The sequence below is a fragment of the Paenibacillus sp. FSL H3-0321 genome (assembly GCF_038002865.1).
Taxonomy (GTDB): Bacteria; Bacillota; Bacilli; order Paenibacillales; family Paenibacillaceae; genus Paenibacillus_AQ.
The window spans coordinates 4,032,332-4,047,323 of record NZ_JBBODH010000001.1 but is presented as its reverse complement, the minus strand read 5'-3'; the positions used below and the strand labels follow the sequence as shown (position 1 = coordinate 4,047,323).

Below are 14,992 nucleotides of genomic sequence, written 5' to 3'. Positions count from 1 at the left end.
ACCCGGCATACGATAGAGATAAGGCTGCGGCAGTGGCGGCCAAACGACGATGAATAAAGGAAAGGTGGATTCATACATGCTTCAACATCCGCAGCAATTATACGAATATCATGTTTGGGCGAATGACCAGCTATTCACCCATCTGGAGCAGCTTCCGAAGGATGTTTTCCATGCGGAAGTGACGAGTGTGTTCCCGTCCGTGTCGAAAACGTTTGGGCACATGTATTTGTACGAAAAGCTCTATATGTCCGTACTGGCGGAAGCTCCGAACGAGGAGATTTTCCCGAAAATCCCGGGCTGGGCGGAAGAAGCACAGGGCAAAACCGTGGACGAGATGCGGCGGCTGTTCGCTGGCGTCGCCGAACAGTTTCGCGATTTGCTGCGGCGTACGCCAGACCCGGACAAGGCGATGACGATCGAGCATCCGAAGTACGGTCGTCTCGATACGCATTTCTCCGGCATCCTGCAGCATGTGGTCAACCATGGGACATATCACCGGGGCAATGTGACCGCGATGCTGAGGCAGCAGGGGTACGCCGGGGTCCCGACCGATTATTTGTTCTATTTAATAGAACGGCAGGAAGGTCAGCGGTAAGCTGGGCGGCACGTATGGCGGGGCCATTATGAAATAAAACAGAATTTTGAGAGTGGAGGCGGGGCTGCGGCATGGACATCAATGATCTTATGGTTTCTTGGAATCACGCGAATTGCAAAGTCATAGATATTCGCCGCACCACGATTAGCACTGGCGAATCCATTCGTTCCTATTCTGTACCCTCAAACCTGTTTCTCATGTCGGTTCGCGGCAAGGCTACAGCTTATCTGGGAGAGCAATTTCATCGCCTGCAGCGGTTTACAGTGCTTCATACAGGTAAAGGCGATGTGCTCAACATGGTCGCGGGCAGCGAAGGCATGGATTATTATAGCGTTTATTATAAAGTGAGTATGAATCCTCCGGTACCCGCAGAGCTTGCCGCATTATTAGATCCGGCTCGTTCCTTTGATCATTCGTACAGTATAACGCCGGACAATCCGGTAGCGCTGCATCGGATATTGAGTGAAATGTTCAAGGAGTGGGAGAAACAGAAACCACTTGTGCATCTGCGCGTTCGGACCTTACTCTATCAGTTTGTGCATGATCTGCTTCATCAAATGCAGGTGCACGGTGTAAGCCCGGCGAAACGTGATTTGGCAGCTCAGGTCGCCGCTATTATCCATGAACATTATGCGGAGTCTATTACGCTGGAATCACTGGCGGAAAGCGTGAATTACAGCATTCCCCATTTATCCTCTTATTTTAAAATCCGTACAGGACTTAGCCCAATTGACTACTTAATCAAGGTGCGCATGGATAAGGCAGCGGCACTGCTGCTTGAAACAGATGCTACGCTGAAGGAAATTGCAGAGGGCATCGGCTATCAAGACCCAAGCTATTTGGGCAGGCTGTTCAAAAAATACAAGGGTGTTTCTCCAATTCGCTATAGAGAAGTGCATGCCGGCAAGAAGATACTAGAAGATTGTCCTGCCATAACCATGGAATCCTCCATTGTCCCTCCTGAACCATTTAACTATACTAATATCATTGATAACGATTATCAGTATCATGGCATCAGAGAGGGAGATTCATTCATGTTTAAACATTCAAGGCCTACGCTGGCATCAGTATTGCTGCTAAGCTTTATTCTGATGCTGAGCGCATGCGGCACGAATGATGCTGTGGAGCAGCCGCAGACCAAAATCGTTACAACAGTTAACGGTGATGTGGAGGTACCGCTTCATCCGAAACGAATCGTTGCGGGGGAGTATCTTGGTAGTCTTATTGCGCTTGGCATTACACCCATCGGAACATCCGATCATCATATTAAAAATCCTTACTTTCAGGAATATTTGAAAGACGTTGATAATATAGGGGACGGGAATGGCAACGTAGAGAAAATCTTATCGCTTGAACCGGACTTGATTATTATGGACGACTTCTATCCTGAGCTGAATGAGCAGATGTCGAAAATTGCGCCTACTGTCGTCATTCCGTACGCTTCCTTAAAAACGGTACATGAGGAGGTCGCTTATTTCGGCGAGCTGCTTGGCCAAGAAGAAAAGGCGAAAGCCTGGCTTGCCGATTATGACACCCGTACCGCCAGTGCCAAAGAAGACGTATTGAAGGTTATACCTGCGGACAGCACATTTTCAGTTATTGAAATGAGTGAAAAAAGCTTGATGGCTGTCGGAACCGGCTTCGGTAAAGGCGGACAGCCGGTATACAATGGATTCGGCTTTAAGCCTCCAGCGGCTGTCGCAGCCGAAATGACCGATCCCGGCTGGGCTTCATTTTCTGCGGAAGTACTGCCAAAGTATGCGGGAGATTATATTATACTGACCTCCGATTCGGAAACGCTGGATGAACTCAAAGCAGACCCGATCTGGGGGGCGCTTCCAGCAGTCAAAAATGATCATGTGTTTTTATGGACAAGCGATCGCTCCGGCTACTGGGACCCGATAGCTATTCTGAGCCAGACCGAAGAATTGGCAGACTGGCTGACAAGCCTCTAAATTCCTTTGCACAGCCAATGTCTGCCGCTCCACACTCCTGTTCCAAACGTTAGGGCATCCAATCGGGTGCCCTATAATTTTGCCTTGCAAATGTTTCGGTGAACCTTATCATAAGTAGGGGCAAGTAATCTCATTTTAGAGAAGGAACACTCTTGAAGTTGTCGCAGCGTCAAGTGCTATTATAACTTTGAGAGCTCGGAAAGGAGACCAGGATGAACAGATCTGTTGCAATCAATAAATTGTCGGAGCAGATGGGACTGACGAGTCGCACATTGCGCCACTGGGAATCAGAGGGACTATTTAAAAGTTCAAGGGATACCTCCTCTGGCTGGAGAATTTATGATGAAAATGCACTCTTATGTATACGAATTACTGCAGTACTTCGCAAAATGGATATTTCGATAAAGGATATAAAATCTGTTATCGCAAACAAGTCCCCTTCACTCCTGCCCATAACCATCCCCGCCTCTAGTAGAAACAGGAATGCTCATAGTTACCTTCCCTCCACTGGAGGAGGACATATTTGCGATAGTTAAGCTCCCTCCATGCTGCTGGGCGGCGGACTCGGCAATGTACAGTCCCATCCCGTGATGATTGCCGGAGCTTCGGCTCTGGTCCCCTCTGTAGAACTGAGTGGCGGCTTCTTTCAGATCGGTTGACGAGAAGCCGTTTCCCGTATCCGTAACCGTGAAATGGACAGCAGCGTCATCTCCCCTGACTAGCAAAGCAACACTCCCCTGCGCAGGCGTATGCTCGACCGCATTGGCGATCACATTGATGATTCCCCGCTGAAACAGCTCCTTATCTATAAAAAGAAATGCTGGAAAGGTATCCTTCTGGACAAGCGTATGCAGGTCCTTGCCGGAGGACAGAGCCTTCATCTGCAGCTCTAATTCTCCAAGAATCTCCGCTGTACTTACCAGCGATTTCTGACGAACAAAGCTGGCCTGCATGCTGGACAGATCAATAACCTCTTGTACGAAGGCTTCAATATCCTCGGCGCTGCGAAGAATGTATCCGTTATATTCCAGCTGGGCAGCATTCTGTGTCGTCTCCTGCAGCAGCTCCGCATTTCCCCGAATGACGGTAAGCGGGGTTTTGATATCGTGGGCCAGCGCGGAAATCTGCTCTCTGCGGGAACGCTCCAGCTCCCACTGCCGCTTAAGTGAAGTGTGCAGGGCTTCTTTCATCCGGTCCAGTGAGACCAGCACATCGTCGATTTCGCGGATACCGCTGGGCTTGACGGTAAACTCAAGATTCTCGCGCTGGATGTTCTCTGTCGCTTCCTGTAATCCTGCCATTTTCTCCGTGAGTTTTCTGCCGAACCGGGCGGCAAGCAAGGCCGCTTGGAGCAAAATTCCCAAGATGAAGAGCAGCACTCCCAGCAGCTGAGGATTCGGCAGATAGCTGCGCAGCAAGGAAGATGCATACTGCGGTGTTAAGCTATACCGGAATATCCAGATCTCCTGTCCGTGCTGGGCGGTTGTATAGAAATGAGAGTCCTGAGTATTGCCTTGCTGTATAATCTCCCAGGCATGTGCTGCTTCACTCCGGCTCAGATTACCGGCGAGAAGTTCTCCTTCCTGGGTGAAAACCGTATAATCTACCATTCCCGGAACGCTATCGGGCGTTACTGTTCTGCTTGAGGCAAGACGCTCCTTGAACGCAGCAATCTCCTTCTCGGCATAGTTAGCAGGCAGTATAACATTGGAGGAAAACGCCAGTGTGAACAAGCCAAGCACAAGTATCAGCAGCAGAATGGTCCCCGCGCTTAAGAACAGGAGGTATTGCAGGAAAAAGGTGCGAAGCCGCACTGTTTTGATTCGTTTCACAGATTCCACTTATATCCAATCCCCCAGATGGTCTCAATCGCGTCGATCCCGTATTTGCTCAGCTTGGCGCGGATGTTCTTGATATGCTCTGTAATGGCGCTGCGGTCGCTTTCTCCGTCAAACCCGAAGACCGTTTCATAAATATGTTCTTTGGAGAAGACCTGTCCGCGGCTGCGGGCCAGAAATTCGCAAATTTCATATTCGCTTTTGGTCAGAGGCACTTTGTCCTCTTGGACCAACAGTTCTTTACCGGAGAGGTTGAAGTGTACATTCTCCAGATATAGAACATTCCGCCGCTCCCTGCTTTCCCGCCTGAGATGGGCGCCAATCCGTGCCCGCAGCGCACCTATGCCAAAGGGCTTCACAATATAATCATCTGCCCCCAGTCCCAGGCCGTACATCAGATCGCTTTCCAGTGTTTTGGCCGTTAAAAAAAGGATCGGGCAATCCACCGCCGCACGTATCTCCCGGCAAAGTGTAAAGCCGTCCACACCCGGCATCATCACATCCAGCAAAATAAGATCATACGCGCCAAGGTCGTTCCGGCACACCTGTGTAGAATCGGAGATCGTTGTCACCAGATGATTGTCAGTAATAAGTGCGTTGCGGATCAGCGACAGGATGGCGGGTTCATCGTCTACCACGAGTATTTTTGCCATATTCGTTCCCTCGATTGTAAGTTGTATGTCTAATTATCGGCTGAGCGTCCCTCCCACCGCTGGAACCATGCAGCGCACAGAAGGGCAGCCAGTATTGTTCCCAGCAGCCAGACCGTAATTCCGGCGCTCAGCCCCGATACAGCGGGGGATAGCATGGTACCGGAAGCGTGGATTGTCCACAGAGAGATGAAGCGGACGCCCCATGCGAAGGGAATATACGGCCAGATGGTATCGCCTAGCCCGGTAAGCATTAAGGCAGCCACCAGACTCCCCACAATCCCCACCCCGATGGAAGCGCCTCTTCCGAAGCGCAGGCTGGCTGTCAGATGAAGAAGATAGAGAAACATATTGCTCGTGAACAGAATAACCGCTCCGGTGATGTAAAAGGGCATTCCCAGTCTGTCCTGCTGCAGAATCCCGCCGAACCCCAGGCCAAAAAGGGTGTAAGCAAACAGGACGGCTCCAAAGCCAAACAACAGTAGGAGAAGCAGCTTACTTATAAAGGTTGTGATTTTATTTGCGGGAATGGCAAGCATACCTTGAAATTGTCCTGCATTCGCCTCCTGTTCCACCGACATGGAGCAGACCAGCCCGATCAGGGTAGGAAATGCGCATCCTAGAGACTGAATAAACGCCAGTGCTTTGTCGTTTGCACTCCATGGGGAGTACGAATAGTACGCCAAGAATACGCCAACTCCGATAAGAGGAGCCAGCAGATGAATTAGCAGAAACGGCGTATGCCGGCTTTTGAGCAGATCCGCTCTCAGCAATCCCAGTAGTGAAGCCATGTTACTTCGCCTCCTGTTTACGGAACCATAGCGCAGTAAGGAGGGAAAGCAATCCGAACCAGGCCAGGGAGATCAGGGCATCCGGAAGAATCATTTCCGTGCTTCTCAGCGGACTGTCCACCGGTACGCTGAGACCGTTCGGCAGGATAGACAGAACTGGGCACATGAGCCTGGCAGTAATAGTATAAGGCACAAAATCCCACAGTCCTCCGGTATCGAAGGCAACGACACCCATGACATTACCGAATATATTAAGCAGAACAGCAGCGAATAATCCGAGTCGTGCAGCCAGGAACAGACACAATGGAATCTGCCACAGAAACGTGACGAAGATCAGGAAGCTGCCAGCCATGCTGTTCAGCGGCGGAATGGTTTGGCCGAACAGTATTCCGCCGAAAGTAATGCCAACCAGGAACAGGAGGATAGTGACTAATAGCCATTCTGCGCAGGCAATTATTTTCCCGGTCCAGAGTGTCTTCAGATCAACGGGCAGAGCCAGCAGTCCATGGTATTTCATCTTGGCGTCCTTATGCAGAGCCAGTGAACAGGTAAGGGTCAGTGCTCCGGGCAAGAGCATCGTGTACCACCAGTTGTAAGCCCCCATTTGAAATAAGGCTCCGCCCGTTAAAATAGCGCAAAGGAGCAGCGTGAACACAGGTGCTAGCCAGACAAGCTTGGGGATAGCCGTGCCCCGCCATTTTAAACGTTCAGCCCTAATATGACAAAGCATGTTATTCACCAGCCCTTCGGTTGGCTGCGGCGACCTGCATGAATAAGGCTTCCAGCTCTTGCCCGTGGGGAACGGCTCCCTGATACCCCAGAACACCCCCGGCGATAATTCCGATCTGGTCCACTACCTGTTCGACCTCGGAGAGAATATGACTCGACAGAATAACGGTGATTCCTTGCCCGGGAAAAGAACGGATCAGCTCCCGCAGCTCCTGAATCCCGATGGGGTCCAGCCCGTTGGTCGGTTCGTCCAGAATCAGCAGCTTCGGCTGGTTTAAGAGTGCAATCGCGATTCCCAGCCGCTGCTTCATGCCCATGGAGAACTGTCCGGCACGTTTCTTTCCGGTATCGGTTAAATCCACAACGGAGAGGGTCTCCTCGATCCGGGACTGCGGCAGTCCGAGGGCAAGCGTACGCACCTTAAGATTCTCTCTGGCAGTCAGATTCTCATAGAGCGGTGGCGCCTCAATTAATACGCCAATCTCGCCTAAATCCTTCCGGGTCCATTCATGCCCATGAATACGAATACTCCCGGAATCGGGGCGCAGCATGCCTGCGATCATTTTGAGCGTTGTCGATTTGCCTGCACCATTTGGTCCTAAGAGCCCATAGATCGAGTTACTCGGTACTGCTAACGATACTTTGTTGACGGCTGGTTGATGTTTGAAGCTTTTGCAAAGATTCTGGGTTTCTAAAATATTGTCCCGCATATTATATCATCCTTTCCACTTCCACAGTGTAAGGGGAGATTCTAAGGATTCTGTAAGGATAATGGGGGATACACCCGAAGAATTAAGAGGTAATCTATAAATAGGGCAAGATTGACATGGAGAGGTGAATACCGTAATGGATAAGGAAATCTTAAAGCTCGTAGGAACCCGTATTCGTGCTCTTCGGAAAGAGCGGGGCTTGTCTCAGGAAGCCCTTGGTGAGAAAGGCGGATTTCATTTTTCATACATAGGGCAGATTGAACGTGGGGAGAAAAACGTATCTTTGCTGAATTTAAATAAGATTGCGGAATCCCTTGAAGTGAATTTAATACAGTTGTTTGCATATCTGGATGAAGATTTCATCGTTACATCAGCAGAGAGCGATATTCAAGACATTGTGGCTTTACTTCGTGATGCCAATGATGAGAAGATACGGCTGGCTAAAAATGTACTAAAAGAATTATTATGAAACAAAAGTATGGCCGCGGCCTAACCAGCTGTTAAATTACGAATAAGGAAAGGGTGACGATATGGTTTTATCTTCAAAAGCCGAAAAGACTCCGACCTCTGTAGGCGGAGAGGAATCGGCGGTTTTCAACTATTCAGCGAACATACGTGCTATACTGTAAGAAAATACTACAAATGGGGGTGTCGCACATGATCGTTCATCAAGCCTATAAATACCGCATCTACCCGAATACCGGGCAACAGCAACTCATTCGTCGAATGTTTGGCTGCTGCCGCTTTGTGTTCAATCATTTCCTGGAAGAGTGGAATCAAACCTATGCCGAGACAGGCAAAGGTTTGTCCTATCAGACCTGTGCGACACAGCTCCCCGTCCTAAAAACACAATATGACTGGCTCAAAGAAGTCGATAGTATTGCTTTACAGTCCGCCGTTCGGCATGTGGCAGATAGCTTTGACCGCTTTTTCAAAAAGCAAAATCAAGCGCCTCGCTTCAAAAGCCGGAAGCATCCAGTACAAAGCTACACCACGAAATTCACGAACGGAAATATCGCCATTGAAGGCAACCGATTGAAGCTTCCCAAGCTCGGCTGGATGCGTTTCGCCAACTCCCGGAAGCTGGAGGGTCGTATACTGTCCGCTACGGTACGGCAAAACGCCAGCGATAAGTATTTTGTCTCCCTGGTTTGCGAGGTCGAAAAGACCCCACTCCCACAAGCAGATGCACATATCGGCATTGACTTGGGGCTTAAGGAATATGCTGTGTGCTCCAACGGCGAACATTTTGCCAACCCCAGGTTTTACCGTCAATACGAGAAAAAGCTTGCGCTGTGGCAGCGGCGTTTGGCGAGACGCACACCAGGGGGCTCCAACTGGAAGAAAGCCAAGAAACACATTGCTTGTATTCACGAACACATTGCAAATTCCCGGAAGGATTTTCTCCACAAGATGACAACGAAGCTGATCCGTGAGTGCCAAACGATCAGTATCGAACATCTGCATGTGGCGAATATGATACAAAATCCCAAACTCTCCAAGTCCATCGCTGATGCGTCCTGGGGCGAATGGGTGCGTCAACTGACGTATAAAGCATCCTGGTATGGACGAACCCTCCGGGTTGCCGACACCTTCGAGCCGACCAGTCAGCAGTGCCACGTATGCGGCACAATCCATCCCGAAGTGAAGAACCTCTCGATTCGAGAATGGACATGTGTAACTTGCGGAACACACCATGATCGGGATGAAAATGCGGCTTATAATATCAAACAGGTAGCGGTATAGCTATTACCTATAAAAATAAACGTAGAACTGCGAGAACGCAGGGATCGCTTGCCCATAAGAGGAGGTTGCTCCTCTGTTCGCAAGAATCCACCCCTTCAAGCGTCAGCTAAGTGGTGGAGATTCAACAAAAAGAGCTTGTGATTATCTTGCACACTCCGAATGGAAAGACTCTGTTAAGGATGAGAAGGAGATAATCAATGCTTTTCAAGCGGCAACAATCATACCTACAGCTCAGTTAATAGATTTCCAGACAAGATTCGGCGGATTAATCGTAATGGAACCGGAGGATGATATCGTCATACGCCACTTTAATTGTGCAGATACGTTGTATCAAGAGATATTTTCAATTGATGAGCAAGGCAGATATTATGAGGGATACGACTTGAAATGCAACAATTTTGAGACCCATATAGAGAGTTCAGCCATGCTGAATCAGGTCAACAAAGGGAAATGGCAGACCGTTTTTAAATATGAGTTAGACGCATATAGGGACTACTATGAGATTGTGGATGAGAACAAGTATGGTGAATTAGTCAAACTGCTGGGGCTAAAAAAGGTGGAAGATTTCCCTGAGGATATTATTAGTTGGGATACGAATGGAGAAATTCTTGTCTGGAAAAGGGCCGATTCCGTGGTTGTACTTAGTGAAAACGGAATTAAGCCCCGGGAACTAGAGGGAATTAAGGCGATTTTCCAAGAAGAGTAGGGTAACTAGGGGGGATATTCTATGGATTATACGAAGTGTTTTAAGGAAGTCTTACTGAAGTATTCTTTTATTGACCCTTTCGTGGAATTGATCCGTCATAACGAGAACATCACATACAAGGTCACAGAAAAGTATTCTGGAGACACTTATTTGTTGCGGATGCATAAACCCATTACAAAAAACATGCAGGGTGTACATAATACGCGTGGGGCTGTTCAATCGGAGTTGGATTATCTGTTAGCTTGGTCTTCTCATTCCGAATTACCTGTTCAAATCCCTGTTCCGAATTTAAACGGTGAACTGGTAACAACTGTTGTCATTGAACACGAAGAAGTGCACTGTTCCGTCTTAAAATGGATTTTTGGGGAAATCATGTCCAAGCAAGACTTGAACAGTGAGGGAACAGTTCGTACCTTTGGGACGCGTATTGCCTACTTGCATCAGTTTTCAATGCGCTATCAACAGGGCTCAAGTTTTATTAGACCCGAATATGAAATAGAGTGGACAAATACCATACTGGCCAAATTGCGATCCGGTGAAGAAATGGGTATTATCGCTACCAAGGATTTTTATATTCTTGAAAATACATTTTCGTTGATCAATGATCGTATTAAAATATTGAGCAAAACGATGGAGACATGGGGATTCATCCATGCAGACATCAACTATAGTAACTTAATCCTCACACCAAAGGGGACTTCGTTCATCGACTTTGGCTTGTCGGGTTCTGGATATTACGCGATGGATATCGCTATGGGTGCCCTTTTGACTGAAGGAGAATTGCGAAACGCTCTACTAGCCGGCTACACTACTATCATTTCCAGAAAAATAGACACTGAGCAGCTAGAGGGTTTCATGTTTTTGGTGATATTTGCCTACTACGCTTTTCTGGTAAGTAACCAAGATAAGCATATGTGGATACGTAAACAAATGCCGGATTTGATTGAGAATTATTGCAAACCCTTCCTAAACGGTGAAGCGGTTTTCTACAGTTTTTAATTCAATCGAAGCAATCCATTCTTAATTAAAGTGGTGATCTTAATGCAGAACGTTTATCAAGGAATAGACAACGTTTTGGAGAAAATGCAATCAGCTTTAGAGAAGACAAGGCAGCAAAACCCCGATTTTTACGCGAAGTATCCGATGCAGCTGCTAACCGATCAATCTATTTATTTACGGTGCCAAGGACTTGGTTGAAGGCCAATCGGGCTACAATTATAATCCCGTTACGGAAGAGGTCATTACCGATTGGCCGCGCGATTATCTCGTTATTGCGTCGGATGAAGGAGATCCGTATTGCCTGGATCTCTCCAGAGGAGATACCGTGATTTATACTGCAAGGCATGGAGAGGGTTCTTGGGATTTCTCCGTTGCTTATGATAATCTTACCGAATTTCTTCGCAGCGTCTTACTTCCTAGGGGGATTGAGGAGGAAGGGGAGATGGGCGAAGACGAGCAGTTGGATTACTACAAAGTGTTCATTACAGGCCCGGGCGCCGACAAAATAAAAATATTGGTGTTTATCAAAAAGGTATTCTCCTGCGATTATGCGCTGGCAAAAACTTATCTGGAGGCGGCACCTCTACTGGTGTATAAGGGCATTGCCCGGGGTTCCGCTAAAATAGAGGATCAATTAAAAAGCATCGGCGCGGAGTATGAGTTACAGCAAATCAGTGTGGATGAATTTTTGAAGCAATAGATTTATGAGGCGGGCAGATTGGAGCGGAATTTCCACGTGGAACATTTGAATAGCATAAAAAACCACCGGATTCCAGCGAACACCGAAAGGGCCGCATCAGGAAGGCTATTCTGGAAATAGAGGTAAAAATCGACTATCATATAGGCTATAGAACATCTAAATGACAGGCGATTAAGGATAATACAAGGAGAAAAAATGGATAATTCAATAAATATTCTCGTGGCCGAGGACGACAATGACATTAGCCGGCTGCTGTGCAGCATTATTCGAAAAAGCGGTTATGTGCCACAGCCTGCCTTTTCCGGAACGGAGGCGCTACTCTATCTGGAGCAACGGGAATGGAGCATGGTACTGCTAGATTTGATGCTGCCGGGAATGACGGGCGAGGAGCTGCTTAAATGGATCCGCTTGCGGGGAGGCGTGCCAGTCATTATCATTTCGGCCAAGGGTGAGCAGCAGACCAAGGTGTCAGCGCTGCGCGGGGGTGCGGACGACTTCATTACGAAACCTTTCGATATCGAGGAAGTCTCGGCGCGAATCGATTCCCATCTGCGCCGGTTTGCGCAGATTGCTCCGCCGGCTGTGCTGAGTGTGCTGCAGCATAAGGGACTTGTGCTCGACCACGATTCCAAAACGGTGACGGCAGAGGGGATAGAGGTTGCGCTGACCGCCCGGGAGTATGAGATTCTCACATTGCTTCTGTCGGCACCGAAAAAGGTATTCACAAAAGCAAATCTATACGAAAGCGTATGGGATGAGCCATATTACGGAGACGACAATACGGTCAACGTTCATATGAGCAATTTGCGGAGCAAGCTTGCGAAGGCTGCGCCCGGCAGCGAATTTATCGAGACGGTATGGGGCATGGGCTATCGGCTAAAGCCTTAAGACATTCTTAAGGATTGGCTTTAGCTCCTCTTAAGTTTTCGTTTCTATACTTGGTCTATCACATAAGGGAGGCCAAGACTACAATGAGTGAATATGTATTGCAGACGAATCAATTGTCTAAGAAGTTCAAAGGCAGCGTAGCGCTGGATAAAGTGAATTTATCTATCCGCAAAGGCTCCATATATGGCTTTATTGGGCAGAACGGAGCCGGAAAATCGACGCTGATGCGCATCGTTACCGGACTAGCTTTTCCGTCTGGCGGAAGTATTGCGCTGTTCGGCGCGAGCGACGAGCGGGCGTTGACCCAGGCCCGTAAGCGGATGGGGCTGATTATCGAGAGCCCCTCGTTGTTCCCCCACATGACCGCCGCCGAGAATCTGGAGGTGAACCGGCTCCTCCGGGGCATCCCCGGCAAAGACTGCGTCCCAAGGATGCTGGAATTGGTCAGACTGCAGGGAACAGGCAGGAAGAAAGTGAAGAATTTCTCGCTTGGCATGAAGCAGCGGCTGGGTCTGGCAATCGCCATGCTAAGCGATCCGGAATTTCTAATTCTGGACGAGCCGACCAATGGGCTCGATCCGATGAGCGTCATCGAAATGCGCGAGCTGCTCAAGCAGCTTAACCACGAACGAGGGATAACGATTCTGATCTCCAGCCACATTCTGAGCGAACTGCATTTGCTGGCAAGCCATTACGGCATCATTCATAACGGCAAGTTGCTGGAGCAGCTCACTGCTCAGGAATTGAATGATAAATGCCAGCAATACGTGTTTATTAAAGCGGATGATCCGGACAAGGCGGCAACGGTTATTCAGAACGAACTCCACACCAACGATTTCGAAGTGATGCCCGATGGCGCGATCAAGCTGTTTGGCCGCATCGAACAGCCAGGTAAAGTATCTTCGACGCTATTCTCCGCAGGTCTGGAAATTGAGCAGTTTATGCCGATGGGCGAAGACCTGGAGAGCTATTTCATGAAGCGGATCGGGGGTGCCGGGCATGTATAATCTGATTAGATCCGAGCTGTTCAAGCTGCGTAAGGATAGGTCGTTCCGCGTGCTGCTGCTAATCTCCGCCATTCTTTCACTGGTCTATCCACTGCTCTACTACTTTGACCATAAGTCGAGTGGAGAGCCGCAGTTCACGGGAGCCGAATTTCTGATTCAATTTATTGCAAGCAATGGCTATGTGATCAAATTCGGCGTAGCAGCGCTGGCCGGATTCTTCATCGCCAATGAATATGCGACGGGTGTCATGAAGACGATCGCATCGTCGGGCAACGATAGAGGGCGGCTGTTCACCGCCAAACTGATCGGATTCTCGGTCGGAGCCATGGCTATCTCTCTCGTATTCCCGATCGTAAGCACGACCGAAGTTTCCCTGCTTTCAGGTTTCGGCCATTTGCCGGAGGGGTTTGACGCGTCCTTCATACCGCGGGCCCTCGGACTAACACTGCTGTATACTGCAGGCTACGCGGCGATCGGGGCGCTGTTGACTGCCGTGTTCACCGAAAGCGGCAAGACGATCGGCTTCTCGATGATTTTCTTCCTAATGATTGATACGATTTTGGGGGGCTTGGGTGAGTACATCCCTTTCTTTACTACAGTGTATGATTATTCTATCTTCAAGCTGATGAACGATATCGGCAAGCCCAGTATTGACAGCGGCGATCTGCCAGCGCTCCTGCTCGTGCCAGTGCTGACGATTGTTGTATCCGCGCTACTCGGTATTCTCGTGTTCCGCAGAAAAGAAATTAAATAATAATGAGAGGGGCGGGAGAGTCTTGCTTATCATAACGCTCATATCGGTTACGGTGGCGGCTCTCCTGCTTGCCCATCTGCTGCTGATGAGGCGGGAGCTGGGGCGGATGACGGAGCAGCTGCGCCACTATAATGAACGGACAACCGGCAAAAAAATAGACGTGACTCTATTCGACCAGAGGCTCGAAACGCTTGCAGGTCAAATTAATCGCCAGTCCGATCTCGTAGTCGACGCGGAGGCCCGCAGAAGACGAACCGAGAATGAGCTGCGGCAGGCGATTGCGAACATTTCCCATGATATCCGTACTCCGCTCACCTCCATATTTGGCTATATTCAACTGCTGGAAGCAGAGCCTATTACGCCTGAGGAGAAGCACGAATACCTCACCATTGTTAAAAATCGCACGAGACGGCTGCAAGCACTATTGAACGACTTCTTCGAGTTATCCCTAATTGAATCTTCCGATTATCAGCTTAAGACTGAGCGGATCGGAATGACTGTCCTCCTGTCAGACATCCTGGTCGGTTTCTACGACCGGTTTAACGAACGGGACATTACGCCGGACATTCGGATGCCGGAGGGAGAGGTAGCCGTATATGCCGACGAATCAGCCGTGCGGAGGGTCGTTGAGAATTTGCTTACCAATACTATCAAGCATGCTATCGGTCATGTGAAAATTTGCTTCCAGCAACAGCCTGAGATTGCCGAGTTTACGATCATTAACGAAGCGAAGGAATTATCCGATATTGATGTGAGGCTGCTATTTGACCGCTTCTACACGGTCGACCGCACCCGATCCGGCCAAGGATCGGGACTTGGTCTTTCTATCGCCAAAAGTCTAATGGACAAGATGAACGGCACGCTGACCGCGGAGCTGCACGGGGGCAACTTAAAGATGACCTGCCGCTGGAAGCTGTGATCACG

Annotated in this window: 17 protein-coding genes; 12 read left to right on the top strand and 5 right to left on the bottom strand. The window is 49.1% G+C overall.

All coding sequences use genetic code 11. From position 1 onward, the window contains the following. Positions 1-76 precede the first annotated feature (76 nt). The 3 genes from MHI45_RS17915 to MHI45_RS35205 all read left to right on the top strand — a co-directional run bounded on the left by MHI45_RS17915 (position 77) and on the right by MHI45_RS35205 (position 3,086). Positions 77-595, top strand: a complete 519-nt coding sequence (locus MHI45_RS17915) for a DinB family protein (protein ID WP_076111837.1) — start codon at positions 77-79, stop codon at positions 593-595. A gap of 71 nt (positions 596-666) precedes the next feature. Continuing rightward, complete coding sequence (locus MHI45_RS17910; protein WP_076111839.1) at positions 667-2,550, top strand: AraC family transcriptional regulator; 1,884 nt, start codon at positions 667-669, stop codon at positions 2,548-2,550. 212 nt (positions 2,551-2,762) lie between these two features. After that, complete coding sequence (locus MHI45_RS35205; protein ID WP_076111841.1) at positions 2,763-3,086, top strand: MerR family transcriptional regulator; 324 nt, start codon at positions 2,763-2,765, stop codon at positions 3,084-3,086. Here the strand turns inward: MHI45_RS35205 and MHI45_RS17905 are convergent. The 5 genes from MHI45_RS17905 to MHI45_RS17885 are packed head-to-tail and all read right to left on the bottom strand — an operon-like array spanning position 2,991 to position 7,268. Continuing rightward, positions 2,991-4,391 carry a HAMP domain-containing sensor histidine kinase gene (locus MHI45_RS17905; RefSeq protein WP_076111843.1) on the bottom strand — a complete coding sequence of 467 codons (1,401 nt, stop codon included), beginning with the start codon at positions 4,389-4,391 and terminating at the stop codon, positions 2,991-2,993. The genes MHI45_RS35205 and MHI45_RS17905 overlap by 96 nt on opposite strands. Beyond that, a complete protein-coding gene (locus tag MHI45_RS17900; protein ID WP_076111844.1) occupies positions 4,379-5,041 on the bottom strand; it encodes a response regulator transcription factor in 663 nt (220 codons plus the stop codon). Before MHI45_RS17900 ends, MHI45_RS17905 begins: the two co-directional genes overlap by 13 nt. A 29-nt stretch (positions 5,042-5,070) precedes the next feature. Beyond that, positions 5,071-5,829 carry a lantibiotic immunity ABC transporter MutG family permease subunit gene (locus tag MHI45_RS17895; protein ID WP_076111846.1) on the bottom strand — a complete coding sequence of 253 codons (759 nt, stop codon included), beginning with the start codon at positions 5,827-5,829 and terminating at the stop codon, positions 5,071-5,073. A gap of 1 nt (position 5,830) precedes the next feature. Beyond that, complete coding sequence (locus tag MHI45_RS17890; RefSeq protein ID WP_076111848.1) at positions 5,831-6,559, bottom strand: lantibiotic immunity ABC transporter MutE/EpiE family permease subunit; 729 nt, start codon at positions 6,557-6,559, stop codon at positions 5,831-5,833. A 1-nt stretch (position 6,560) separates the two neighbouring features. Beyond that, positions 6,561-7,268, bottom strand: coding sequence for a lantibiotic protection ABC transporter ATP-binding protein (locus tag MHI45_RS17885; protein WP_076111850.1), 708 nt, complete (start codon positions 7,266-7,268; stop codon positions 6,561-6,563). Between the two features lie 136 nt (positions 7,269-7,404). Between MHI45_RS17885 and MHI45_RS17880 the strand changes: the two genes are divergently transcribed. From MHI45_RS17880 to MHI45_RS17840, 9 genes are all read left to right on the top strand, one after another. Then, positions 7,405-7,737 carry a helix-turn-helix domain-containing protein gene (locus MHI45_RS17880; protein ID WP_076111852.1) on the top strand — a complete coding sequence of 111 codons (333 nt, stop codon included), beginning with the start codon at positions 7,405-7,407 and terminating at the stop codon, positions 7,735-7,737. A 188-nt stretch (positions 7,738-7,925) separates the two neighbouring features. After that, positions 7,926-9,014 carry an IS200/IS605 family element RNA-guided endonuclease TnpB gene (gene tnpB, locus MHI45_RS17875; protein ID WP_340895909.1) on the top strand — a complete coding sequence of 363 codons (1,089 nt, stop codon included), beginning with the start codon at positions 7,926-7,928 and terminating at the stop codon, positions 9,012-9,014. 274 nt (positions 9,015-9,288) lie between these two features. Next, complete coding sequence (locus tag MHI45_RS17870) at positions 9,289-9,720, top strand: hypothetical protein (RefSeq protein ID WP_340895910.1); 432 nt, start codon at positions 9,289-9,291, stop codon at positions 9,718-9,720. Positions 9,721-9,741: 21 nt separating this feature from the next. Next, entirely contained in the window at positions 9,742-10,719 is a 978-nt protein-coding gene (locus MHI45_RS17865) for a phosphotransferase enzyme family protein (protein ID WP_340895911.1), read from the top strand. A gap of 190 nt (positions 10,720-10,909) precedes the next feature. Then, positions 10,910-11,419, top strand: coding sequence for an SMI1/KNR4 family protein (locus MHI45_RS17860; protein ID WP_340895912.1), 510 nt, complete (start codon positions 10,910-10,912; stop codon positions 11,417-11,419). A gap of 195 nt (positions 11,420-11,614) precedes the next feature. Further along, positions 11,615-12,307 carry a response regulator transcription factor gene (locus MHI45_RS17855; RefSeq protein ID WP_038598076.1) on the top strand — a complete coding sequence of 231 codons (693 nt, stop codon included), beginning with the start codon at positions 11,615-11,617 and terminating at the stop codon, positions 12,305-12,307. A gap of 83 nt (positions 12,308-12,390) precedes the next feature. Then, positions 12,391-13,314, top strand: coding sequence for an ABC transporter ATP-binding protein (locus tag MHI45_RS17850; RefSeq protein WP_076113779.1), 924 nt, complete (start codon positions 12,391-12,393; stop codon positions 13,312-13,314). After that, positions 13,307-14,068, top strand: a complete 762-nt coding sequence (locus tag MHI45_RS17845; RefSeq protein WP_340895915.1) for an ABC transporter permease — start codon at positions 13,307-13,309, stop codon at positions 14,066-14,068. Before MHI45_RS17850 ends, MHI45_RS17845 begins: the two co-directional genes overlap by 8 nt. Positions 14,069-14,090: 22 nt before the next feature. After that, a complete protein-coding gene (locus MHI45_RS17840) occupies positions 14,091-14,987 on the top strand; it encodes a sensor histidine kinase (protein WP_340895916.1) in 897 nt (298 codons plus the stop codon). Positions 14,988-14,992 lie beyond the last annotated feature (5 nt).